This is a genomic window from Burkholderia sp. JPY481 (genome assembly GCF_038900515.1).
GTDB classification, from domain to species: domain Bacteria; phylum Pseudomonadota; class Gammaproteobacteria; order Burkholderiales; family Burkholderiaceae; genus Paraburkholderia; species Paraburkholderia youngii.
Map to the genome: position 1 here is coordinate 37594 of NZ_JAYMRT010000018.1, position 24552 is coordinate 62145.

Genomic DNA, 24552 nt, shown 5'->3' on the forward strand with positions numbered 1-24552 from the left:
CGCGGCGGCGAGCGGAGTGTCGAGCTGGACGACACCCACATCGACAAAGCGATGTCGGGCAGAAAACCAACCCTCAATCTACGAAATGGAGCATTCCATGAGCAAGCCACTGAACGGAAAGATCGCCCTCGTTACCGGCGGCACGACAGGCATCGGCCTCGGCGCTGCGCAGGAACTCGCCGCACAGGGCGCACGCGTCTTCATCACGGGTCGTCGGCAAGGTGAACTGGATGCAGCCGTTGCTGCGATCGGGACTGCGGCGACGGGTATCCGCGCCGACGCATCGGTGATGGCCGACCTCGACGCGGTCTATGCGCAGATCGCCAAGGAAGCCGGCAAGCTCGATATCTTGTTCGCCAACGCCGGTGGCGGTGACATGCTTCCGCTGGGTGCGATTACCGAGGAGCATTTCGATCGCATCTTCGGCACCAACGTGCGCGGCGTCCTGTTCACTGTTCAGAAGGCACTTCCGCTGCTTGTCGACGGCGCATCGATCATCCTGACCTCGTCGACGACATCGGTTAAGGGAACGCCGAACTTCAGCGTGTACAGCGCAAGCAAGGCAGCGGTTCGCAACTTCGCACGGTCGTGGACACTGGACCTCAAGGATCGCGGCATCCGCGTCAATGTCGTCAGCCCCGGCCCGATCCGCACGCCGGGTCTGGGTGGCCTGGTGCCTGAAGAGGCTCGTCAAGGACTGTTCGACGCACTCGCCTCGCAAGTACCTGCAGGCCGCATCGGGGAGCCCGAAGAAGTCGGCAAGGCCGTTGCCTTCCTTGCCTCCGACGCGTCGAGTTTCATCAACGGCATCGAGCTGTTCGTCGACGGCGGCATGGCACAAGTTTGATCAACACGGACGACGGCCTCCGATCCGATATCGAGGCCGTTATCGACACTTTTCGACCGCAGCTCCATGAAAAAACTTGCCTTTGTGGGCGCATGGCTGATCGCATCGCTGACCGCGCCCACGGTTCATTCACAGGACGTACGCCCCATGAACAACGACGCTCAAGACATCGTTGTCGCTCAGCATTTGATCGACCGCCACTTCGAGATCTGGAACGAGCGCGATAAGGCGATGCGTGTGGACAAATTTCCGACTGTCTACACGCCCGACATCTTTGTGTCCGACTACGCCGAGATCGCTTCGGGCTATGCGAACGTCAACCGACTCATCGAGCGTGTTCAAACCGAACACGCGGGGTTTGCGTTCACACCGGACCCTGTCTCATGGAATCACGGACTCGGTCGCGTGACCTGGGGCTACGGTCCTAAAGACAATCCGAATCTCGTTCGGGGCGAAGACATTTTCTCCATTCATGACGGCAAGCTCGCCAGCCTGCGCGTATTCCTCAACAAAAACTAACTCTCCACACCTGACCGAATCATCATGAAATCCATCGCTGCACTGCTCTCGGCACTCGTTTTGAGTGCGACCGCGTCGGCTCAAACCCCGGCGATCAAGACCGCCGGCGTTGACCACGTCGGCATCAATGTCCCCAATCTCGCAGAGGCAGGGGCATTCCTCTCAACGACATTCGGATGCAAGCCTGTCACGCTCATTGGACCGTTCAAGCTGACCAGCTCGTTGTCCGAGGATCGCACCCACCAAGTCGCCGCGCGAGCCGATAGCGTTTCGATCGCCATGTTGCGTTGCGGGACGGGTTCAAACATCGAGTTGTTCGAATACAAGAACTCGACGGGAAGCACACTGATCCCGAACAACGAAGATCTGGGTGCATCTCACATCGCCTTTTACACTGACGACGTGCAAGCTGGTGCGGCCTACCTCAAATCTCGAGGCATTACGGTCTTTGGCGAACCCATGAAGATGGAGAGCGGTGACACTGCAGGCGAGACATGGGTGCATTTCCGCTCGCCTTGGGGCTCTGAAATGGAACTCGTCGGCTACCCGAAGGGTAAAGCGTATGAGAAGTCGAAGCGCATCAAGCTCTGGGATCCCAAGCATCCGAACGAGTGAATTTCCCTCTGCCGGCGACAGGTCGAGCTGAAAGACTGTCGCTACTCTGATGAAAATTGGTGATCTTGAAGTCGTACGTGCGTCGCGTGTCGTTTTGCGTTCAGGCGTACCGGTAAAACTCAGCGATCGCGCCTACGACTTGCTCGAACTTCTGATCGACGCCAACGGTGCGTTGGTGTCGAGGCGTTTCATCATTTCGCTAGACAACGGCCTTTGACATGTTCCTGGCAAACGCTCCGCGCTTAGCCCGTCAAGCCGCACTGATGACGATATAATTCCCCAAGTCGAGGACATCGTCCGGCACGTTGGGAAGTTCCCGCGCGAGATCCTCACCTCGGCGTTATCGTGGACGTGGGAGCATTGACGATTGAACGTAGTTCCAGGTAGTGATACTGACGCATCGCATCGCCCGTCGGAACGGCGATCGCCCGTGGAGCAAGTCGGTCCATTGGAAGTCAATCTCGAACAAAGAACGGTCACACGCGACAATGAGCGCGTGTCGCTGGGCCGCCGCGCCTATGCGATTCTCGCTGTATTGATCGAACACCGAGGGTCATTGGTGACCAAGCAGGATCTTGCCAAACAGGTCTGGCGAGATCGCGATGTTGAAGAGAACACGCTGCAGGTGCACGTGATGTCGTTGCGTCGCGCGCTCGGAACGGAGCGATCGCTGATACAGACGATCCCCGGACGGGGCTATATCCTGCTCGCTCGACCCATCCACGCTCCTGGAAGAACCCGACGCGCCACGCACCAGGAATTGCCGTACGTCGACACGCTGTTTGGGCGAGAGACGGCGATTACGCACGTTGTCGATCTGATGGCCTCACGACAAGTCGTGACGCTAGTAGGCGCGGGCGGAATCGGGAAGACCAGTCTCGCTGTCGAACTTTGTCGAGGCCTTGGCGATCGTTTCGAGGTCGTCCGCTTCATCTCGCTGTCATCCATTTCGACCGAGAGACAGGCGAGGGAAGCACTGCTTTCTGCGTTTTCCGACACCGCTCGCGGCACCGCGGTTTCGGTTGATCAACTGGTCGGCGCGCTGAAGGGGACGCGCTGCCTGCTGGTCCTGGACAACTGCGAGCATCTCATCGACGTAGCGGCCGCGATCGCCGTTGCTTTGACCGCAGCCAATTCCGATATGCGCGTCGTTGCGACAAGTCGTGAGCCACTTGCCATTAGCGGCGAGGCCCTCTACTGGGTGCCGACTTTGGCGTGTCCGCCGGAGGGCGCCACGCTCGAGCAACTCGAGACCGCCGACTCGGTGCGCTTGTTTACGTACCGCTCGCGGCGATTCTCGATGCCTTTGGTAAACGACGAGGCCACGCTTTCGATGGTCGCCGATATTTGCCGACGGCTGGACGGAATTCCCCTCGCGATCGAACTTGCCGCGTCTCGTACAGCCAGCCTCGGGCTGGAAGCGATTAAGGCAAACCTCAACCGAAGGTTTGCCATCCTGACCGGCGGTTCACGCGACGCGTTGCCGAGGCATCAGACGCTCAGGGCTGTCTTTGACTGGAGCTACCGATTGCTCTCTGCGAAGGAGCAGTTAGTGTTCCGGCTCGTCGGAGTGTTCGTCGACGGGTTTTCTCTGGAAGGCGCGTGGTCGCTCGCAACCGGCTTTGGCCTGACATCGCAAGAGACGACTGAGGCACTCGCAAGCTTAGTGTCTAAATCGCTGATCTCGATGGACCGCACGCGTGCGAAACGATATCAACTACTGGACAGCGCGCGGGCCTATGCAATCGATTGCATGGAGGCCAACGGTGAAAAGGCCGCCGCCGATCGAGCTCATGCAGAGTTTTTCAAGAGCCTTGTCGCCGATGTGCGCATAGCGGTACGCGAAGCGGCGGGTATTCAAACGTGGCCCGAGTTTGAGGCTGACCGGGGTAATCTGCGCTCCGCGATGACGTGGGCGTTCAGCCCACTCGGTGACGTGCGATTCGGCATTGAACTCGCATCGCAGTCTGCATCGCACTTCTTCGAACTGTCGGCCCTGGACGAGTGCACGTATTGGTCTTCGAAGGCACTGCAGGCGCTGCGCGATGCCTCGCTTGAAGAGCAGTTGCCGACGGTTCACCTGAATCTGCTGTGTGCGTATGCAGCTGCGCTTGTGTACATTGAAGGTCCAAGCCCTCTTGTGTACACGTTGTGGGAACAAACGTTGGCTGTTGCCTTGGCGCACGACGCGTTAAGCCACCAGTTACGTGCGATGTGGGGTCTTTGGAACGCGAGCCAGTACGGCGGATTCGCCTATACCGCGCTCAACCGCGTAAAGGAGTTCGACAAGGTCGCTTCAACGCGCGGAAGCACCTTCCAGGCAACCCTGAGTCACCGACTGTATGGCATTGCCTTGCACTACCTCGGACGTCACCACGAGGCTGCGGTCGAGCTCAAAGCGGCGCTCAGTTCTGACGAACTTGACACGAAGAAGTGGGTGATCACCGGGATACGAACAGGTCAGGCTGCGGTCACCAAGGCGACGCTTGCCAGAGTGTTGTGGTTTCAGAGCGATCGAGAGGGCGCCCTTGCCATGACGCGTGAGGCCGAGGACGATGGAAGGACATTCGGCCACGAATTGACGTTAGCTTATATCCTGCTTGAAGCGAGCGTATCCATCGCCATATTTACCCGAGATTCCGTTGCCCTGGTGGATGCGGTCGAGGAGCTTGCTCGTGAGTGCAAAAAAGCCGCACTCCATATTTGGCTCCAGTGTTGTGATGCGTTTATGTGGGTCGCGCGCGCGATGAACTCGCGCCTCGATTCGAGCGAGCTCCGTAGCTTCGAGACAGCCATCGTACGACTCAAGCAGACACACTATCTGGCGGTCTATCCGCTGGTTGCCGTTGAGTACGCGCGCGCGTTGCACACTGCCGGCCGTTCCTCCGGCGCAGTCGATTTCCTCTCCGACGTCATTGGCGAGTGCGAACTGTCCGGCAACCTTTGGTATGTCGACGAGCTTCGAGCAGTGCTCCGCGACCTACCTGGATGATGTGCGAGTCTGATCGAGTTCCGACGTCGCGGCCTCCACCGACATCGATCCGGCAAGCATACGCTGCGTATCTCGACGCAAGACTTCAACTTCGGACAACCCGATAGAGTTCTGCGGCATCGGAGCGCGACAGCAGGAAATCCATTCAAGAATTTTCTTTCCATTCGGGCTGTCGATGCCATCACGCGAGAATTGGCCATCGGACACCATCGCTCCGCCTGTTTCGAACAGCGTCCTGAGGTGTGTGCTCGAGACCATCGATTTCACGTAAGCGAGTGCAAGGTCTTTATGCGGAGACCAACGCGTGATCGCCCACCCGATGCCGCCGGCAATGGGCAGCGAGAGTTTCGCACCCGGGGCATTGGCACCCGCTGAGCCCGAGAGCGCGACGGGCAAATAGCTTCCGACCTTATCGGGCCCGACGACCGCTTCGAATTGCTTCCAGTGTGCGGTGTCCGAGACGAGACCGATGACATTTGCGGCTTCTCCGCGCATGAATCGATCGTATTGGTCTGGGAATGTCGCTGTCGAGTTCACCCCTTTGGTGTACCAGCCTGCTTTTGATTTCTCGACCCAGACACGCAGGATGCTGCTCACAGCAGGGTCGCTCCACGCGAGCTTTCGGTCCGCCCAGGCGGCTCGCTGTGCGTCGCTCCATGAATTCGCCGCAATAGAATTGAAGAAGAACATCGAGCCATAGCCATCCTTGTTGCCCATCGCGAAGCATGCGACATGCAATCTCGCGATGAGCCGGGTGCAGTCGGCTTCGAGTTCCGCCCAATTGACCGGAGGCCTGTCTGGATCGAGTCCGGCCTTACGATAAAGATCCTTGTTGTAGTAAACGACCTGGCCTTGCAGCGTGAGCGGAACTGCGTAGATCGTATTGTTCTCAGCCGAGAACGCTTCCCATCCGACAAGCCGGTCTCGAAGCCTGCCGAGATCTGGATTCAGCGCCACGAGCGCACCGGCCCGCTCGCGGGTCGGGGTGCCTCCGTGAAGCATCACGATATCCGGTCCTTGATTCGCACCGATCGCGGCACCCAGCAGCGAATAATACTGGTCGTGGGGCTGCGCGACATGCTTGACGATGACGCCCGGATGTGCCGCTTCAAAATCTTTGACCGTCTGCTGGAAGTATGCAGCGATCGAGGGGTCCGCCGATTTAAAATCCCAGACCGTGATCGTGGTGGTTTCTGCCGAGGCGATTCCGCTAGATGCCGCCAGTGTGACGAGAACGACCCACATCGCTACGCACTCGCGAAGCTGTTGCCATATAACGCGGTACTGCTCAAAACGCATTGAAATTCTCCGATGGAGGTTAAATCAGTTGCTGGCGAAACACCTGCGATCGCTCCGTCGTGCGGTGGCCACCGCCGTTTGTTAGCGCAAGAGAATATAGCTGAAAATATAAGGTCGTCTTCGCCGCCCAGTCGCGGTGACGTTGCGAGTGGGTAAATGGATCGCTGCGACGTCTGTAACACAGGGCTCGCCGCCGGCAGCCCCCTCATTACCAGACGGCGTAGTTTCGCGACAGACGTTGGCGCGAGTTTGCACCCCTACACTGCGAACCGGTTGGAACTCGTTCTGCCTTCGGCGTCGTCCATCCGGAGAGAGCCCCATGTGTCATTTATCTTGAGAACGGAGAGCGTACATGTCGAACGACAATGCAATACTGGTTTTGGGCGCATGAGAACTCGGCCTGGCCGTGCTGCGCAACCTGGCGCGACGTGCGATGCGTGCGGCCGGCGTATCCATCAATACCGGATCGCGGCGACTCATCGGCACCGGCATATTTGCCTGAACCCTGCGATGCGTCTCAGATACGAGACGTTGTCGAGCGCGTGCGCTTCTCGCTCAATACATCCCGAGATTGCGCTGCAACGCCGCCGCGAAGTGCGCCGTGACGGCGGCTTCGGCGGCATCCGGATCACGCAGCCTGCAAGCCTCGAGAATCGCGAGGTGTTCCTTGAGCGTGCGCAGTACTAACGGCGCAGTGAGCTTGCGTTCGAGGCGCAACAGCTTCAGGTAATTGTGCATGCGCCGGTAACTGTTCTCGACGAGCGGATTGCCGAGCGACGTGATGACCGCATGATGCAGCGAGGTTTCGAGCGCTTCGACTTCGGTGAGGTACTGCGCATTGAGACCTTGCTTCTCGATCGCGGTCACCAGCGCGAGATGGCGCTTTTCGAGTGAACCAATCGACTCTTCATCCGCGGTCTCGGCGAACACGCGAATCGCCGCGCGCTCGATGATGCTGCGGAACTGATACGTCGCACGAGTAAGTTCGAGCCCCGGCTTGATGAACTGAATGCCCGAGCGCGGGTGAATTGTCAGTACCCCTTCCGCTTCGAGCACGCGCAATGCGTCACGCAGCGGCGCTACGGGTATACCCAGAAGCTGGACGAGTTCGTTCTGCGAAACGAATGCGCCGGCAGGCAGTTTGCGCTCGAACAGCCCCTCGAGAATCCGCTCGTACGCAATGTCGCTGAGCCGCCCGCCGCCGCTTGCAGTCTCGGTGGCCGGAGAACTCTCCACGGCCGTTTTAGCGGATGCCGGCTCGGCGAGGGCATCTTTTCTCGTTCTACCCACTTGTGATCTCCGATCGCAACGACTAACATGATATATCAATTGCGGCATCTGATCTATCAGAGCACTCGATCATGCGTATCGTTGACTTCCGTATTACGCGTTTCCAGTTTGCCCGAGATCGGGTGATCGGCGATAGCCAGGTCCGGGCCGACGATGCTCACGTCGTGGCGCTCGAGCTGATCGGTGAGAACGGGCTCACCGGCCTGGGCTTTGCGCAGTCATTGTTCGTACCGTTGCCGCCCGAAGCGGAAATCGAGCGCATTTTCCGCTTCGAAGTCTGGCCCACGCTGGAAGGAGAGCGGCCGCTCGCACTGGTGCACCGTGTAGCGCGTCCGCGAGGCGGCAACCACCGCGCGTGGACGTTGCCTTTCCATGAAGCAATCCAGGTCGCGCTATGGGACCTGGCCGCGAAGCAGGCGGGCATGCCGCTTTGGCAGATGCTCGGTGCGCGGCGCGACCGGATCAAGGCGTACGCAAGCGGGCTCGACTTTCATCTGAGCGACACCGACTTCGCCGAACTTTTTGGACGTGCCGACGCACTCGGCTATACCGCGTTCAAGATAAAGGTCGGGCACCCGGACTTCGAGCGCGACCTTCATCGCCTCGACTTGCTCAAGAAGGCCGTGCGGGCCGACGCGCACGTCATGATCGATGCGAACGAAGCGTGGTCACCCAAGGAAGCCGTCGTGAAACTCGAACGCATCCGCGACGCCGGTCACGCCTTGCTCTGGGTCGAGGATCCGACGTTGCGCAACGATTTCGAAGGCCTGCGGCACATCCGGCACAACGCCACGTGGACCGCGCTGAATGCCGGTGAGTATCTCGATGCCAGTGGCAAGCGTGCATTGATGGAGGCCGGCGCGGTCGATATCCTCAATGTGCACGGGCAGGTGACGGATGTCATGCGCGTGGGCTGGCTCGCGGCCGACCTCGGTGTGCCGGTCAGCATGGGCAATACCTTCCTCGAAGTCGGCGTGCACTGCGCATGCGCGCTGCCCGATGTCGAATGGCTTGAATACTCGTTCCAGAACTTCGACGCGCTCGTCGAAGAGTCGATCGCCATTGTCGACGGCATTGCGATGGCACCCGATCGTCCCGGACACGGGCTCGAACTCAGCGAATATGCGCGCCGCGAACTACGGCGGCCCGATGTGCGTGACCGGAGCGAGCTTGGCCCGCCGCCGCTCTCGAAACCGGCGGCCGTACCGACGGCCGGCTAGCCATGGATTTCATATAAAAACCATTGGAGACAGCTGTGCGAAGCCCATTCATCTCACGCATCGCGGTGTGTCTTGCCGGACTCGGATTATCCGCCGCCGCCGCGGCACAGACCCTGACGGTCTGGGACTGGAAGTCGAGCGATCCCGTTACGTCGACGTATTTCCAGAAGGTCAAGAAAGACTTTGAAGCCTCGCATCCGGGCGTCACGGTGAAGTTCGTCGGCCAGCCGATCGAGCAGTACTACACGATCCTGGGCACCTCGCTGTCGGCTAACGCCGGGCCCGACGTGTTCCTGATGAACGGCGGCGCGCAGGCACGTGCACGGATGTCGGACCTCGTCGATCTCAGCGGGCTCGACAAAGGCATGCTCGGGGTGAAGGAGTTTCAGGACGCAAGCGGCAAGACCTATGCATTGCCGCTGACGCTTCAGGGATTTGTCGTGTATTACAACAAGGCCCTCTACACGCAGGTCGGACTCGATCCGAACAAGCCGCCGAAGAACTGGGACGATCTCAAGCGCGTTTGCGCGGCCTTCAAGGCCAAGGGCGGCAAGATCCCGTGCTTTGCGCTCGGCAACAAGGAAGGCTACGGTGCCGAATTCGTCTTCTCCTCGCTGGCCGCGACGTCGATGACACCCGACGAACAGGCGCAATTCGCGGCGGGCAAGCTCAAGTGGTCGAGCCCGCAGGTCAAGGGGATTCTCCAGGCGTGGGTCGATACGCAAAAGGATGGCTGGTATCCGAAGGGCGCGAACTCGACGACGAAGTTCATGGATGAATACGAGCAATTCATGCGCGGCGATGCGGGCAACACGATCGGCCTGATTTCCGATGTCGCGCACTGGAAGCAGTTCGAGAATTTCCTCACGCCCGAAAAGCTCGGTGTCTACAAGATGCCGTCGCCGACCGTTGCGGCCGGCGATCCGCCCGACAATCCGCGTGTGCCTGTGTCCGGCGGTATCGGCTACGGCGTGAACAAGGCGTCGAAGAATGTCGCGCTGGCCAGGCAACTCGTGCAAGAGCTGGCGAGCCCGGCGGCCCTCCAGGTCTTCGCCAACGATGCGGGCGCGCTGCCGGCGAACAGCAGTGTCGACCTCGCTTCGTTCAAGGGCCCGACCGTCAAGATCATTCTCGGATGGCTCAAGGACTCCGCCGTGACGACGACGCTGCTCGGCGCATCGGCGGCCGAGATGGAAGAGTGGCACCGTCAGAGCCAGCTGTTGCTTAACGGCGATACGACGGTCGACAAGGCCGCTGCGCGTATGGATGAAGTCCAGGCGTCGGCAAAGCGGTGATGTGTAGCTTGTTGGGCGCGCCGGATTGTTGCAAGGTGAAGCCATCGCAGCACTCCACGTGGTGCGACTCGAGGGGCAACGCCACCCGATAGTGAAGCAAATCAGGCCAGCCCTTGACGATTGTGTGGCACTCGAAGGCACGTTGAACTACGACCCAGACATGTCGAAACCTTCTGCATCTATGACGAGCGGCGCGGCGCCCGCATCAAAGGCGTCGCCTGCGGTGGCCAGGCCGGGCGGTGACCGTTCGGAGCAGCGCATGGCGTTCGTGCTGTTGCTTCCCGCGTTGCTGCTCGTCATCGTCTTCCGCATCTTTCCGCTCGGATGGGGCGCAGTGCTGTCGTTCCTCGGCGTGACGTCGTCGGGTGCGGTCGGCTTTGTCGGTGTGTCGAACTACGTCGCGCTCGCGCACGATCCGTCGTTCCGCGATTCGATGGTCAACACACTGATCCTGCTGGCCACGCTGCCAGTCTGGGTCATGCTGCCGATGGTGCTGGCGATTCTGATTCATCAGGGGGTGCCGGGCGGCAAGGTGTTTCGTGCGATCTATTTCTTCCCGGCCGTGTTGTCGAGCGTGATCATCGGCTCGATCTTCAATGTGGTCCTGCGATACGACGGCAACCTCAATGCGATGCTGGATACGTTTGGCATCGATGCGGTCGACTGGCTTGGCAACGGTTCGACTGCGCTCATGAGCCTGATCGGCGTGCAGATGTGGTCGACCTTCGGCATGGGCGTGCTGATCTTCATGGCGGGCCTGTCGACGGTGCCCGATGAGATGATCGAAGCCGCGCGGCTTGACGGCGCCAATTTCTGGCAGACGTGGATCTACATCATCATCCCGATGCTGCGGCCGATCATCGAATTCGTGGCCGTCGTCACGACGGTCGGCGTGCTGACGTCAATGTTCGGACTCATCTACGTGTTGACCGATGGGGGGCCCGGCACATCGACGACCTTGCCGGAATTCTTGATCTGGATCGAGCAGGGCAAGATGAATCGCCCATCGTATGCGGCGGCGATCTCCGTCGTGCTATTTGCGCTGATGGGCGGCATTGCATGGCTGCAGATCCGGATCATGACCCGTAACGCGAACCTCTGAGGGCTCATGGCATGGCGATTACCGTCAAGCAGGACCGGCGAGTGCTCTGGACGCTGTCCGTTCCGATGGCCGTGCTCGCCGTGTCGTGCGTCTATCCGCTGGCGTTTGCGCTCAACAACGCGTTCAAGTCGACGCGTGACTATATCCTTGATCGTTTCGGCATCGCGGGTCATCCGACGTTCGAGAACTTCATTCAAGCTTGCGTGCAGGCCAATCTTGGCGAGTACTACATCAACTCGATACTCGTGACGGTCGGCGCGGTCGCGTGCTTGCTGTTCGTTTCATCGCTCGCGGGCTTTACGTTCGCATTTCTGCGGTTCCCGCATCGCAAGCTGATTTTCGTGGTCATTCTCGCGTCGCTGATGATTCCGGTGCAGGTGGTGCTCGTGCCGTTCTATCAGACGATTATTGCGTTGGGCCTATTGAATACCCGCGTGGGCCTGATCATTTCCTATACGGCCTTCTTTCTTCCGTTTAGCGTGTATCTGATGACCGCGTTTTATTCGAGTTTGCCGCGTGAGCTGCTCGAAGCCGCGCGGATCGATGGCGCGAGCATTCTGCAGGCGTGGTGGTACGTGATGCTGCCGATGGGCAAGCCTGCGCTCGTCACGCTCGGCATTCTGAACACGCTGTATTGCTGGAACGATGTACTGATTTCGCTGCTCGTGCTTCAGGACAAGCGCACGCTAATGGTCGGTATCGCGGCATTGCGCGGCGAATATACGACGAATGTTCCGCTGTTGTGCGCGGGTCTTGTGCTGGCCGCGGCGCCGATCGTCGTGCTTTACGTCGTGTTCCAGCGGCGCATCGTGTCCGGCATCGCCGTGGGTGCGGTAAAGGGGTGATCCGCTGCGGCCGGCATCAATCGTCCGGACGTGATTCAGCGCCTCGGCCAATATCCACCGCCGCTGGCGCGCCGCGCATTCTCGGCCTGGAGCTTTCCGGCACGATCGTCGGGGCCGGCCCAGAAGCCGATCCCGGTTGCTCCATGCGGTGAATCGAGGCGTGGCGACCCGTACCTGCGTACGTTGTTGATACATGGGGCGCGGTCTGTGCTGTGTCACGCCAAGGTACCAACCGCTTGGAAAAAGGCGATGCAGATGAGACGCCCAGCAAATGTAGTGGCGGTAGCCTTCAAACGAAATGGCACGAACTGCCTGGGCGATCCTCGCTCACGGGACGTCGTACGAAGTGCATCACGTAAGCAATAGACCCATTTAGAAGTTTTGTCTCTGAAGCGTCGAGGCACTGGTAGGTTACTAAGGTTGATTTCAATGTGATGGCGAGACAGGTTGGACCAGCCCGATCCACGTGCGCAGAGTGCATTGGTGGCGGGCGCCACGCCCGAGGCGAAGTTGTCGCTTTGTCTAGGTGGCCAAATCACTTGCTCATTGCTTGAGAAGTGCATGTCTCCCGAGAGCGCCATCCAACGAAGTATCGACCGGCATCTCGCGTAAACCTTGAACAAAAAATCTCTCCCGACTGCTCTCTGCATCCAGATTCGCAGGTTTAAGGCTGATTGCTCGTATAAGGACATCGTCCGACGAATGTCCGCCCCTCGAAACTTGCCATTGATGCAGAGCGGACTCCGCGGACCGCCTCGGGTCGGATATGGACGTTCACCGACCAAGTGGGCCGATCCAAGCATCGGCCGGCTGTGAACTTCCGTGTTCGGCCACGTAGCATCAATCGCTTGTCCGGACACTTGGACGTTCAGACGTCGGCTCTGCCCAAGTCACCGGGCATTCGATTGTCTTAACACGAAGAAGCACTATAACAATAGAGCGGTTACGCATGCAGGAAGTCGGTCGCGGACCGGACATGTGAGTCCTCGATACCGGGTCATCAACCCGCAATGTTCGTCGCGCCTACTTAATAAAACCCATCGCATGCGCCTGTCCCGACACTCATGGGAAAGAGGCGCGAAGCGGCGTGGACAGGCTACCACGCCGATGATGACGGTGGATGGGGCCTCCAGAGATCCAGCAATGACCGACGATCTGACGACATGGTTAGCGCAGATTGGCCTCGGCGCCCACACTGCGAAGTTCACCTCCCAAGGAATCGACTGGGATGTGCTCAGCGATCTTTCCGACGGTGACCTGAAGGAACTAGGCCTTACGCTTGGCGACCGCAAGCGGCTCGCAAAAGGACTTGCAGCGCTAAACGAAGCCCACGCACATTCGCTTGAGCGGGTATGGGAATGCCGAGACCCGCCATCGTCGCCTGCATCCCCAGCCATCGAGGCCGAGAGGCGTCAAATCACAGTAATGTTCATCGACCTCATCGATTCGACAGCGCTGGCGGAGCGCTTCGATCCAGAGGATATGCGACGTTTGCTAGGGGTCTACCATCAAGCCTGTGCGCGGGCAATCGAAGCTCATGAAGGTCACATCGCGCTTTATATCGGCGACGGGCTGCTCGTCTATTTCGGCTATCCGGGTGCGCACGAAGACGATGCCATACGTGCGGTACTCGCCGCGCTCGCTGCCACCACGGCGCTTCGCGATGCCAACGATCTCATCGAAACCGAGTATGGCGTGCGTCTGCATATGCGGATCGGGATCGAAACGGGACTTGTCGTCGCCGGCGCGATTGGCGCTGGATCTTCGCTGGATCACCAGGCAATCGTCGGGGAGGCGCCAATCATCGCAGCAAGGCTGCAGTCGCTCGCTCCGCCCGATGCGGTCGTCGTGGGTCCGGCCGCCCAACATCTGATCGATGGGTCATTCAAGCTTGAAGACCTTGGCTGGCGCGAACTGAAAGGGGTCACTAATCCGGTCAGGGTCCAACGTGTGCTGGCGCAAGCGGACATGATCGACCGCTTCGAAATCAGAGCCGTCCATGGGATGACGCCGCTCATTGGTCGGGCTGCGGAACTCGAGATGATCTGGCGGCGCTGGAAGCAAAGCGTCGATGGCGAAATGCGCTGCGTGCTGCTGACCGGCGAGCCGGGAATCGGAAAATCTCGTGTGCTGCGCGCGCTCTGCGACGGCATCAGTGACGACTCGCATGTGATCGTTTCGCTTCACTGTTCCACGTACTATCGCAACAGCCCATTTTGGCCGGTACAGCGCTGGCTACAGCGCACTTTTGGCGTCGGGGCCGACACGTCAGATGCGTCGGAAACGGAACGGATAGAGGCCGGAATCGCAAGACTTGGGGTCGATGTCGACGAGGCACTCCTGGTACTTACGAACTTGCTTGGGATTCAGACAGGCGCGCGCCATCCGCCAATTGACACATCTTCTCCCTCCTTCAAGCGCCGGACGCTGGACGTGCTGGTGGCCGTACTCGAAACGATGACGCGCGTTCAGCCGGTTCTTTTCGTTGTCGAAGACGCGCACTGGATCGATCCGTCATCCCTCGAGTTCGTTCGGCTCGTGGTTGAACGGCTGCTGGCCGCCCGGTTAATGGTACTTATCACGGCGCGGCCCGAGTTTGAACCGGGGTGGAGTTACCCTCATCTCGTACAACTCAGTCTCGATCGGTTATCGCGCCGCGATTGCGTTGCGATGGTCGAGCGGCTGACGGGTGGCAAGCGGCTGCCGGATATCATGCTCGATCAGATCGTCTCCAAGACGGACGGCGTGCCGCTATTTGTCGAGGAACTGACCAAGGCCGTTCTCCAGGGCGATCTGTTGCTGGATGCCGGCGTCAGCTACGAGTTGAAAGGCACGCCGCAGACGATCGCAATTCCGGACACGCTGCAGGGCTCGCTGCTGTCGAGGCTCGACCGACTGGAGCCAGCCGTCAAGGAAACTGCGCAGGTCGCGGCCACCGTGGGACGTGAGTTCGGCAGGACGTTGCTTGGCCTGATTGCTTCGAGGTCAGAGGACGAACTGCAGGAGTCGCTCGACCGCCTGATTGCAGCCGAAATCATTGTTCCTGCTTCAGGGAAACTCGGTGAAGGAGACGCCTTTTTGTTCCGGCATGCATTGATCCAGGAGATCGCATACCAATCCCTGCTGCTTGCGCGTCGCCGCCACTTCCACGCGCTAATCGGCGCTGCTCTCGAAGAACACTATCCGGACATCGTCGAGCGGCAACCCGAATTGATCGCTCATAACTTCTCCGCGGCCGACCTGCCGGATCGCGCGATTGGCTATTGGCAGCGTGCCGGAGAACGGGCGCTTGCGGGTGCCGCCTACGATGAGGCGATCGCCCATGTGCAGCGCGGACTTGAACTGGTCAACCGATGCTCCTACAGCGAGCCGGATCGGGCCGCTCACCTGCTGCCTCTGCTGCTGACAAGAGGCAGGGCAGAGTTCAGACTGGCCCAACGCGAGGCGATTGCGACCTTCCGCGAGGCCGCGCGAATTGCGCGCGAACGGAGGCTCACATCGTATCTCGTGCAGGCAGCGTTGGAGTTCGACACCGCCGAGACCTTCCTCGAAGGTTCCGGCGATGCATCGCTTTCGTTGCTGGAAGAGGCCCTCGCCCTGGTCGGCACCGAGGAATCGGTCGAGCGTTGCCGCCTGTTGAGTCGCCTCGTTCGCACCGTTCATATGACGGGTGCACGCGAACAAAGTAGTGAATTTGCCCAAGAGGCCGTCGCCCTCGCCAGACGCCTGAACGATCTGCCAAGCCTGTTCGATGCATTGGCGTGCGAGTTGATGCATGTCGGGGCTCTCCCCTTACCCGCGAACAGGTTTCTGGAGCGTGAAAGCGTGTTGCTGGAGTTGAGGCAGATGGCGGAAGATCTCGGCGATGCGCAAACCATCGGTCATGCATGCGCCCGATGTCTTGCCGGCTACCTGGAAATTGGCGAGGTGGACCGTTTCGAGAGCGCGCTGGAACGGTATCGGCAGATCGCCGCCAGCGGACAGCACTTCGTCGACAAGTGGTGCGTGACGGGGGCGCAGGCGATGCGGGCCATACTCGTCGGTGACTTCGCCGAGGCGGAGCAAAAGACGCGGGACTCGTTGCGGATGGCGCAGAACGCCGACGCGAATCTCGCTACGGGTGTCTACGGCATGCAGATGTTCGCGATACGTCGCGAACAGGGCCGGCTCGCCGAGGTCGCGCCCATATTCAAGCGGTTTGTCGACGAGCATTCCGAGGACGCTACGTGGCGGCCGGGATTCATGTTGATCTGCAGTGATCTCGGCTTCGAGGCGCAGGCCCGCGACAATCTCGTCCGGCTTGCGCAATCCGAATACAGCATCCCCGTGGACAGCAAGCGACTCGTCACATTGACATATCTGGCGGAGGTTGCTGCCCGCCTGCGGGACGTCGAACATGCCAAACATATTTATGCCCTTCTTCTGCCGTTCCAGGATCAGGTCGTCACGGTTCCAGTCTTTACGCTCTGCTGCGGCTCTGCGGCACGGTTTCTGGGCATATTGGCCCGTGCTCTGGGCGACTGGTCAGCCGCCGAACAGCATTTCGAATACGCGTTGCGCATGGACGAGCGCTTGCGAGCATGGCCTTGGCTCGCGCACAGCCGGCACGAATACGCGCTCATGCTGGCGGCACGCAATGGCATTAGAGATAGAGCACGTGCGCAAGATCTGCTCTCGATGGCAGCCGCCGCAGCCAAAAAACTTAAGATGTTCGCACTCGTCGAGCGTATTCGTGGCGCGCAGGCAAGAACAGGGCTCAAAAGTTAGCACAGGCTATCGCACAGTTTGACGGGCAATGTGCAGTCGCTACTCAAGGAGAATCATATGCCGCGGTTTATGATTGAACGTAATTTTGCAGAACAACTCGAGGTCACGGGCGAAAGTGCTGCAACCGTGAAGAGAATCAACGACGAGGAAGGCGTCGAGTGGCTCTTTTCGTTTCTCAGCGCGGACAAGAAGAAGACTTATTGCCTGTATGAGGCGCCCAGCGCCGACGCCATCCGCGCCGCAGCGCGCCGGGCCAATCTGCCGGCCGATGTGATCATCGAGGTAAGCGACTTGCGGCCGGAAATGTTTAACTAGAGGAAGGGGAACGATGCATCGTCTAATGGCTGAGCACCCGTATGCAACGACAGGATTGTCGCCAACGTCATCGGACAGCGGCGGCAGCGAGGAATAGACGCATTCGCGGCTGCCTGGCCACAGCTCGCCTTTAAGCCATAACTCGCATTTGCTCAAAGCGAGGACAGGGTCGAGCCGTTGAGGACGCGACGCCGAAAGGCAGAAAATGCCTGGGCCGTATCCCCGGTTCTGGAGGCGCGTGTGACTATGACCGGTGCACGTCGAAAGCGGCCCTTAGCCCGGCGTCAGGCGGAAGGGCCGCAACGGGTCGATATGACCCATTCGTTTTCTCACGTAAGCCACGTCTTTCGTTCCAGCGCTCGTTGATTACCAACGCTGCAGGCATCCCATTCACCAAATCGCGAAGCTGCCACGAGGAGCAAACCTATTCGCTTGACCTGCGACTGCAATTCGATCGCCAGACCGCCGCCAAGGAGATGTTCGATGACCGCCGCGGTATGCGGTCCAATGTCGACGGCCCAGTTGATTAGCCGTTGCCGATTCCAATCGGTGGTGGTCGCCCTACTAGATAGCGTCAAGCAACATGGCCAGTCGGCCAACCGATCACACAGTCCGCGCACTAACATCGGGCCCATCTACCCGGTCCAGACTAAATACCACCTTGTACTCGTAGACCATAAGCCTAGGGACCGCCAGCATCGCATATCGCAGGTTCTGGCCAATCTCACGCGCAACTATCACGCCATGAACCAGTTTGCCAGCTGCGATACATGTTGTCACCCAGCGCATATAGCGCGCCACCTGGCCAACGGCTTTATCGGCGCCACTCGCACGCTTCAGCTGGAAGAGGAAGCGTATTCATCGCCATTCTGTTTGAAATGCTACACGCCGTTATGCCGCCTCTCCGCCAACTTCGTCGCCCGAGAGTTCCGTCTCACGACTCGCCGGCGGTGAGCGGCTGCGGCCGAGACGCCCGATGTACTGACAACCTCGAAAGCAATAGCCCCAGCACAGCAATCACGGATGTGAGAATTACACTGTCTATCCGCATAGCTTCCGGAAAAGCCGTCAGATTACTAACGTGAACGTAAGTAGCGACAAGCAAAAACCGGCAAGCAAGGAACAGTGCCGTCGATAGCAGGACCGTTGCAGCTTCACGGCAAGCCGTCGTGACATGCCAACGGGCGACAATTCCCAGCACGAGGGCCGGCAATGAAAGACTGGCGAGCACGGCAATGGCTGTTGCAAGTTCAACCTTACCGGCGAAGCGATCTGCGAGGATGAAGGACGTGTTCACGGCGCAAAAGGCAAACATCGCTCGCGCGAAGAGGTCTCGCACCGAGAGCGATCGCTTCGCGGCTCGTGGATGAGCAAAATATGTCCTTGCCGAAGGAGCAAGGAAAAGCAGCGCCAGAATTGTGGAACCTATCAGTAGGGCGAGTACGTATGAATAGATGCCTTGAGCATTTTGTACGGGGATGGTGATAGCCGCAGTGGCGAGAATAGTCGCCGCGAGAATCCAGCGTACCCAAGACTTGCCGTGGACCAAGCCCACACCAACAACGACAGCGACCGGCAACAGACTGGCCATGTAGGTCCATTGCGCATGCACAGAGAGCGGCGAACCAATGTATAACGGGACTCGATTGATATACGGGCTATCGAATGCCTTGAGTATGTGTACAGCAGTCAACAACTGGACGTACGCGATTCCTGCGATGACGGATGGCCTGCGCATCATATTTGTTTGCGGTTTGGACATGGGATTGTATGCGATGGACAGCGCAAGATCATCCGCACTCGGCCGAATGACCAAGGTGCCGCGCTCAACGGTCGCTCGATGACCATGTGATGAGAGGCCGCTCCGGGTCGGGCTGAGTCCATCCGCGCTTCGAACTCATCGCCGTAAACCGGTCATTGGTATTTCGCTTCCCGACAGCGGCCGGTCGCCAACGCGCACTCACGACCCGTATCGGCCGATCGTCGCAACAGTGCCAACGTCTCTCACTCGTTCAAGCGCGGCCATCGAGGCTGTCAATTGCGACTTGGCCGGCATGAGTAGTTTGCGGGCGAAATCGTGGTGAGCAACAGACCGGTCTCAGCCAGAATGGAGGCCAGTTCGTGCGGACGGGCGAGCGCATCGCGCAGCAGCGTGCCGAACTGCGTCGAAACGGCGTCGCCGTTCGACAATCGCTCGATCAGAATCTCGAGATTGCGCCCGTATGTGGAATCCGGCTCCCATGCTCCGTGGTCCCTCGGGAGATGGGCAAGCAACGCTGCTGCCTGCGATGCGAGTCGGGAAAGATCAATCCTCGACATGCGATACATCGAGTTTTGACGTCGGACGCGGTAGCGCACACGCAACGGCCATGGCGGCCTGCTTTGATGCGTTGTGTGATGTCAGGCCGGATGACACGCATCCACCGAAGGGCAAGTAAATCAAATAATTTCGTATAGCTTTCGTTTATATTTCGTTTTAGTTATATATTCCGTCGCTAGTCGCGACGGCTGCCAGGTACCGATTGCATCCAATGCGGCAGAACGCGTGCGCGTCTAATGCATCACCCCGCGAACCGAGCTAATCTGTGCAACACTGGGTAAGAATCTTCAAGAAATCGTTTCGCGGGCGGGGCATCATTCAAGGCGCGTGACCGCGAGCAATACGGTCTGACTGACGAGAGTCAGATTTATTCGTGTGGGGGGAGCTTTGAGGGTATGTCGAGCCCGCCATCGGCACGTGCGTCGCTATTGATATCCATTGACGTCGCAGCATCATGATCAAATTCGGCCACGTTGAAGTCGACATAAGTAGGCGCATGGTACGCAAGGGCGACGAGGTCCTGCACGTCGGGTCACGCGCATTCGAAATTCTCGCGTTCCTCGCCTGCTCCAACGGACGGCTCGTCGCGAAAGACGAACTGATGAGCGCCGTCTGGCCGGATACGGTCGTCGAGGAGAACAACCTCAAGGTGCACCTTTCGGCGCTGCGCAAAGCGCTCGGTGAAGATCGTGACTGCATCGTCACTGTGCCGGGCCGAGGTTATCGGCTGATCCAGCATCCGGCTGCATCGCTGCCGTCCGAAAGCGCTGCGCCAAGCGACACACTGTGCACGTTGCCGCCGTTGGCAACAGGATTGATCGGCCGCGATGCGGACATCGCGCGGATTCGCGCAGCCTTCGATTCGGCACCCGTTCTGACGCTGACTGGCGCTGGCGGTATCGGAAAGACGACGCTGTCGATCGCTATCGCGCACCAGATTGCCGAAGGGCACTCCGAGCTTGTCTGTTTCGTCGAACTGGCGGGACTGACGGAAAGGCAGTCGATCCTCGCGTCCATCGCGCAAAGCTGTCACCTGTCTTCCGACGGCGACGTTCCTTGCGTCCACATGATCGCGGCGATGCTCGCGGACCATCCCCGGACGCTGGTTCTCGACAACGCCGAGCACGCGATTGCTCACGTGGCCGAGATCGTCGAAGCGCTGACGGACGGTAACCCTGCGTTGCGCGTTCTGGTCACGAGTCGGGAGCCATTGCATATTCCACGGGAAAGGACCATTCGCATTGAACCTCTCAGCGTGCCCGCGCGCGACGCCTCCGAACAGGAGGTCCTTGCGCAGTCTGCAGTCCACCTTTTCCTCGCGCGCGTAAGGGCGCTAGGGGGAAAGCCCAGCTTGGACAAAACAGAAACGTTGATGGCTGGCGACATATGCCGTCGGCTCGACGGTATGCCGCTGGCAATCGAACTGGCGGCAGGTCGCGTCTTTTCATTCGGTATCAAAGGCGTCTATCAGCGCCTCGACGCCCAGATGTCGATCCTGACGGGCGGCTATCGCACCGCGTTGCCACGCCATCAGACGCTTCGTGCCACGTTCGACTGGAGTTTCGCGCTGCTCGATCCAGGCGCTCAGGCTCTGTTCCGGCGACTCGCGATGTTCGGGGGTGCGTTCACGCTCGAAGCGATGTGCGCCGTCGCGTGCGATTCGGGCTTGACTATCGGTGCCGCGATCGATGGGATCTGCGAACTCGTGGCAAAGTCGATGGTAAGCGTCGGCCTCGAGGGTCCGGTCGCAGAGTACAGGATGAATGAATCGACTCGAGCGTATGCGCTCGAGATGCTTCAGGCAAACAACGAAACACAGGAAATCGCATCGCGTATCGCGCGCTATTTCGCGTCGCGTTTCGACGCGGGGGTGGGCCCTACGTATTCGCTGCAACTGGCGGACGGCTCCTCCGAGCTGCGGCAGACGCTCGACGATGCGCGTGCCGCGTCCGAGTGGGCATTTTCCGCTGGCGATCTGCATCTCGCCGTCGAGCTGACGTCGACGTTGACGGGCGTCCTGCTGCGTTGCTGCCTGATCGAGGAATGCGCCGCGCGAGCGGAACGTGCGGTGTCTGCGCTCAGCGAGTTGCCGGCCCGAGCGATAGATGCCGTGAACGAGATGCGTGTTCGAGCGGCGTTGGCTGCGACGTTGCCGAATCTGTGTGGTCCGATCGGGCGTTGCGCGCAACTTTGGAACGAGGTTCTCGATCTGGCCATCTCGTCCGCTAACGACGATTTTCAGGCTCGTGCGTACTGGGGGCTCTGGAATGCCGCGCTATACGGCGGCAACGTGCACGACGCAATTGATTATGCGCTGCGTTTTCAGACCTTCGCGCGGGACCGCGGTCATGCATGGCAGGAGACGCTGACAAGCCTGCTTGCCGCAGTCGCGCAGCACTGCTCCGGGCAGCACGATCTTGCGAAGTCCCGGATCGAAGCGGCCATGCGGCATCTCGCGGTTCACCCGGACGAAGCGGAGCAGATCACGAGCTTCGCCGTCGATCCTCTTGCCATCTGCTACGGCACGCTGGCGCGCATCGTCTGGTTGCAGGGCGATGCCGAAGAGGCGTTGGAGTACGTCGACCAGGGCGTCAACCTGATCAGGCCGGAGACGATGGAGCCCTGGCTCACGCATGTGCTCGGCGTGGTCGCCGTGCCGATCGCATTGCTCTCGGGCGATTTGGGGCGCGGCCGCCGCTATCTGGAGATCATGCGCTCGCAGACGGCACTGCACGGTTTCACGATCTGGCGTGAGTACGGCAATTGTCTCGACGGCTATTGCGATCTTCTCGAAGGAAAGATTGAAAGTGGCTTGCCGGTGCTCGAGGCGTCGCTGGATGCGCTGATTGCACGAGGCTTCAGGCGCCTGATTGCACCCTTCGTCGTTGCGTGCGCGGAGGGGCTGATCGCGCTCGGCCGCTTCGCCGAGGCTTCCGCGCGACTGCACGATACGTTGGCATTCTGCGGACGGCACAGCAAGCTGTTCTTTCTGCCTGAAGTATGGCGGGCGCTTGGTCTCGTCGCGCAAGCGCGAGCCAAGCTCGAGCCGAAGGGAGGCGATGCGTGGTGCGACGCACTCGTCGAAGCAAGAGGCTGCTTCCTGGAGGCGATGCAGTTATCGCAACAGCAGGGCGCCCGGATGTTGGAGCTGCGTGCTACAGCCGCGATGGCGCGGCTGCTGGACGAGGACGGGAAATCGGCAGATGCACTGGTCCTGCTGCAAGATCTTTCAGGCGGCTTCGATCGCGGCAGCGCAAGCGCAGATGTCCAGGCACTGTTCGAACTGATCGATGCCTTGGGCGCTCGTCATGCGGAACAAGTCGAGGATGGCGCGGCTGAGGTCGCGCCGGCCCGTCAGACGGCGGGCATTGCGTCACTCGCATAAGCCCCGACAGAAAATGCCTGCAACGCGGCGCCGTCGGGGACAAGTGCCGGAGAGTGTTCGCCGATGTGGCGGGTATGCCGCTCGAAAATCGTGCGGCTTTCTCCCGTCGCGAGCAGCTTTTCACGACCATACGCGCGAGCTGCGGCCGACAGGTAGTACCGCGCCTCCGCGCCATCGAACTGGACTTCGATGAGCGACTTGTCAATAAGCTCGCCGACACAATCCATCACGGCTTCAGCCGGGAGAGTGGCGTCGCGTGCGATCCGGGACGCCGCTTCGGCGCAGAAAGCGTGGCCGAAGACGCTCAGACGCCTGAACACCGTCTGCTCGCTGATGTCGAGCATGTCGAAGCTCCAGTCGAGCGCTGCCCGCAGGGTCCGATGTCTGGGCTGAGCGGTCCGATACCCGCCCGCGAGGTACAGCAGAGGTTCGTCGAGCCCTGCGCAGATGCCGTGCAGGCCTAGTGCACACGCACGGCCCGCCGCCAGTTCGAGCGCCAGTGGGATGCCTTCCAGACGGCGGCATATTTCTTCGACGAGCCGGAGGCGATCGTGATTCATATCGACGTTCACGCCGTTCGAACTGAGTCGGTTCAGGAACAGACGGACAGCCGGGGAGCGGAGTATGGCTTGCGGGTCGTCGCGGGAGTCAGCTAGCGCCAGCGGGCCGACACGATAGACGACTTCGCTCGATACGCGCAGACGGAACCTGCTGGTGACGAGGATCATGGCCTGGTGACCGGCCTGGCCGATCAGTCCGACGATCTCGGCCACGTGTTCCACGACGTGCTCCGCGTTGTCGATAACGAGCAACCCGCGCATTCTTGCCAGCACATTGGCGACGCTCTGGATGTCGGGTTCATCGTCGTGCAGTCGGAGTCCGCAGGCCTCGACGAACGCACGGATCACCGCATGGCGCGTTCTGTGCGCGGCGAGTTCGACAAAGTGGACATCGACGGCCTGCTCGTTTGCGAACTGGTGCGCGATTTCCCGGGCAATAGCTGTCTTACCGATGCCGCCCGCGCCAATGAGCGTCAGGACCGGTGCCGAGGCCATCATCGAGCGTATTTCGGCGATCGCGGATTCCCGACCGAGCAGCGCTTCGCTCGTCCGCGCCTGATAGGGCTCAGGCGCGAGCGTGCACTGACGGCGTGGCAAATGCACGATCGTGCCGCCGGACACTGGCGAGACGAGCTGATAGCCGCGCCCCGGCACCGTCACGATCAGTTTTCTATCCGGGCCCAGCGCCTTGCGGATTGCCGAAAGCTGCACGTGGATATTGTTTTCCTCGACGATCGTATCGGGCCAGACCGCATCCATGAGTTCGTCCTTCGACACGATTCGACCACCCGCCAAGGCGATGGTAGCGAGCAACTCGAACGCGCGCGAACCGAGTTCCACCACTCTGCCGCCGCGGCGCAGCGCCCGGACGCCGAGATCGACGTCGCATTCGCCGATCTGGATGACTGGCGGGCGGGGAGCGAATGTTCGAAAGTCGGCTATCGCGTGATTCATGGCTAAATCGTCCGACGTTGATTGGGGTGAGGCCGGGCGCCACATGCCGGTTGGTCGTTGCTGGACTGTTGGCGCGCCGGCAGTGTCGAGACGGATGATAGGTGAGCGGTGTTTTCCTCCCGGTGATTGTTAAATTAACTTTTGTTAATCTACGGCCGCGCGAGAGCATTTCGATAGCGAATGTCAATGCCGCACCGCGTATGCATTCAACGCTTAAGGGAGCGTTA

At 60.0% G+C, this 24552-nt stretch carries 17 protein-coding genes and 1 pseudogene; 13 read left to right on the top strand and 5 right to left on the bottom strand.

Features of this window, described 5'->3' with window-relative positions:
• Positions 1-97 precede the first annotated feature (97 nt).
• The 5 genes from VSR82_RS31265 to VSR82_RS31285 all read left to right on the top strand — a co-directional run bounded on the left by VSR82_RS31265 (position 98) and on the right by VSR82_RS31285 (position 4973).
• Positions 98-847: an SDR family oxidoreductase gene (locus tag VSR82_RS31265; protein WP_152854069.1), complete on the top strand. Its 750-nt coding sequence runs from the start codon at positions 98-100 to the stop codon at positions 845-847.
• A gap of 66 nt (positions 848-913) precedes the next feature.
• Positions 914-1366, top strand: a complete 453-nt coding sequence (locus VSR82_RS31270) for a nuclear transport factor 2-like protein (protein ID WP_260326606.1) — start codon at positions 914-916, stop codon at positions 1364-1366.
• A gap of 24 nt (positions 1367-1390) precedes the next feature.
• A complete protein-coding gene (locus tag VSR82_RS31275; protein ID WP_184138925.1) occupies positions 1391-1981 on the top strand; it encodes a VOC family protein in 591 nt (196 codons plus the stop codon).
• A gap of 49 nt (positions 1982-2030) precedes the next feature.
• Positions 2031-2198: a winged helix-turn-helix domain-containing protein gene (locus VSR82_RS31280; protein ID WP_368582201.1), complete on the top strand. Its 168-nt coding sequence runs from the start codon at positions 2031-2033 to the stop codon at positions 2196-2198.
• A 213-nt stretch (positions 2199-2411) separates the two neighbouring features.
• Positions 2412-4973, top strand: a complete 2562-nt coding sequence (locus VSR82_RS31285) for an ATP-binding protein (protein ID WP_498858327.1) — start codon at positions 2412-2414, stop codon at positions 4971-4973.
• Here VSR82_RS31285 and VSR82_RS31290 read toward each other — a convergent pair.
• Together VSR82_RS31290 and VSR82_RS31295 are read right to left on the bottom strand one after the other, a co-directional pair.
• Entirely contained in the window at positions 4962-6272 is a 1311-nt protein-coding gene (locus VSR82_RS31290; RefSeq protein WP_498858328.1) for an ABC transporter substrate-binding protein, read from the bottom strand. The genes VSR82_RS31285 and VSR82_RS31290 overlap by 12 nt on opposite strands.
• 555 nt (positions 6273-6827) lie before the next feature.
• Positions 6828-7562 (bottom strand): GntR family transcriptional regulator, encoded by a 735-nt coding sequence (locus VSR82_RS31295; protein WP_368624046.1) that lies wholly within the window; start codon positions 7560-7562, stop codon positions 6828-6830.
• Positions 7563-7633: 71 nt separating this feature from the next.
• Between VSR82_RS31295 and VSR82_RS31300 the strand changes: the two genes are divergently transcribed.
• The 7 genes and pseudogenes from VSR82_RS31300 to VSR82_RS31330 all read left to right on the top strand — a co-directional run bounded on the left by VSR82_RS31300 (position 7634) and on the right by VSR82_RS31330 (position 17106).
• Positions 7634-8782: a mandelate racemase/muconate lactonizing enzyme family protein gene (locus VSR82_RS31300; RefSeq protein WP_498858329.1), complete on the top strand. Its 1149-nt coding sequence runs from the start codon at positions 7634-7636 to the stop codon at positions 8780-8782.
• 35 nt (positions 8783-8817) lie between these two features.
• Positions 8818-10077, top strand: a complete 1260-nt coding sequence (locus tag VSR82_RS31305) for an ABC transporter substrate-binding protein (protein WP_498858330.1) — start codon at positions 8818-8820, stop codon at positions 10075-10077.
• Positions 10078-10237: 160 nt separating this feature from the next.
• The gene (locus tag VSR82_RS31310; RefSeq protein ID WP_498858331.1) at positions 10238-11179 is read left to right on the top strand and encodes a carbohydrate ABC transporter permease; all 942 of its coding nucleotides are present in this window, start codon (positions 10238-10240) and stop codon (positions 11177-11179) included.
• Between the two features lie 11 nt (positions 11180-11190).
• Entirely contained in the window at positions 11191-12024 is an 834-nt protein-coding gene (locus tag VSR82_RS31315; protein ID WP_184138932.1) for a carbohydrate ABC transporter permease, read from the top strand.
• Between the two features lie 147 nt (positions 12025-12171).
• Positions 12172-12400 (top strand): annotated as a pseudogene (locus tag VSR82_RS31320) (IS110 family transposase); the annotation flags it as partial.
• 767 nt (positions 12401-13167) lie between these two features.
• On the top strand, positions 13168-16791 hold the full coding sequence (locus VSR82_RS31325; protein ID WP_498858332.1) for an AAA family ATPase: 3624 nt from the start codon (positions 13168-13170) through the stop codon (positions 16789-16791).
• Positions 16792-16848: 57 nt separating this feature from the next.
• Positions 16849-17106 (top strand): DUF4242 domain-containing protein, encoded by a 258-nt coding sequence (locus tag VSR82_RS31330; RefSeq protein WP_176379811.1) that lies wholly within the window; start codon positions 16849-16851, stop codon positions 17104-17106.
• A gap of 934 nt (positions 17107-18040) precedes the next feature.
• Here the strand turns inward: VSR82_RS31330 and VSR82_RS31335 are convergent.
• Together VSR82_RS31335 and VSR82_RS31340 are read right to left on the bottom strand one after the other, a co-directional pair.
• Positions 18041-18868: a hypothetical protein gene (locus tag VSR82_RS31335; RefSeq protein WP_498858333.1), complete on the bottom strand. Its 828-nt coding sequence runs from the start codon at positions 18866-18868 to the stop codon at positions 18041-18043.
• A 272-nt stretch (positions 18869-19140) separates the two neighbouring features.
• Positions 19141-19425: a hypothetical protein gene (locus VSR82_RS31340; RefSeq protein ID WP_498858334.1), complete on the bottom strand. Its 285-nt coding sequence runs from the start codon at positions 19423-19425 to the stop codon at positions 19141-19143.
• Positions 19426-19922: 497 nt separating this feature from the next.
• Between VSR82_RS31340 and VSR82_RS31345 the strand changes: the two genes are divergently transcribed.
• A complete protein-coding gene (locus VSR82_RS31345; RefSeq protein ID WP_498858335.1) occupies positions 19923-22811 on the top strand; it encodes an ATP-binding protein in 2889 nt (962 codons plus the stop codon).
• Here VSR82_RS31345 and VSR82_RS31350 read toward each other — a convergent pair.
• Positions 22781-24370, bottom strand: a complete 1590-nt coding sequence (locus VSR82_RS31350) for an ATP-binding protein (protein ID WP_498858336.1) — start codon at positions 24368-24370, stop codon at positions 22781-22783. The two genes, VSR82_RS31345 and VSR82_RS31350, sit on opposite strands and share 31 nt — an antisense overlap.
• Positions 24371-24552: the final 182 nt, after the last annotated feature.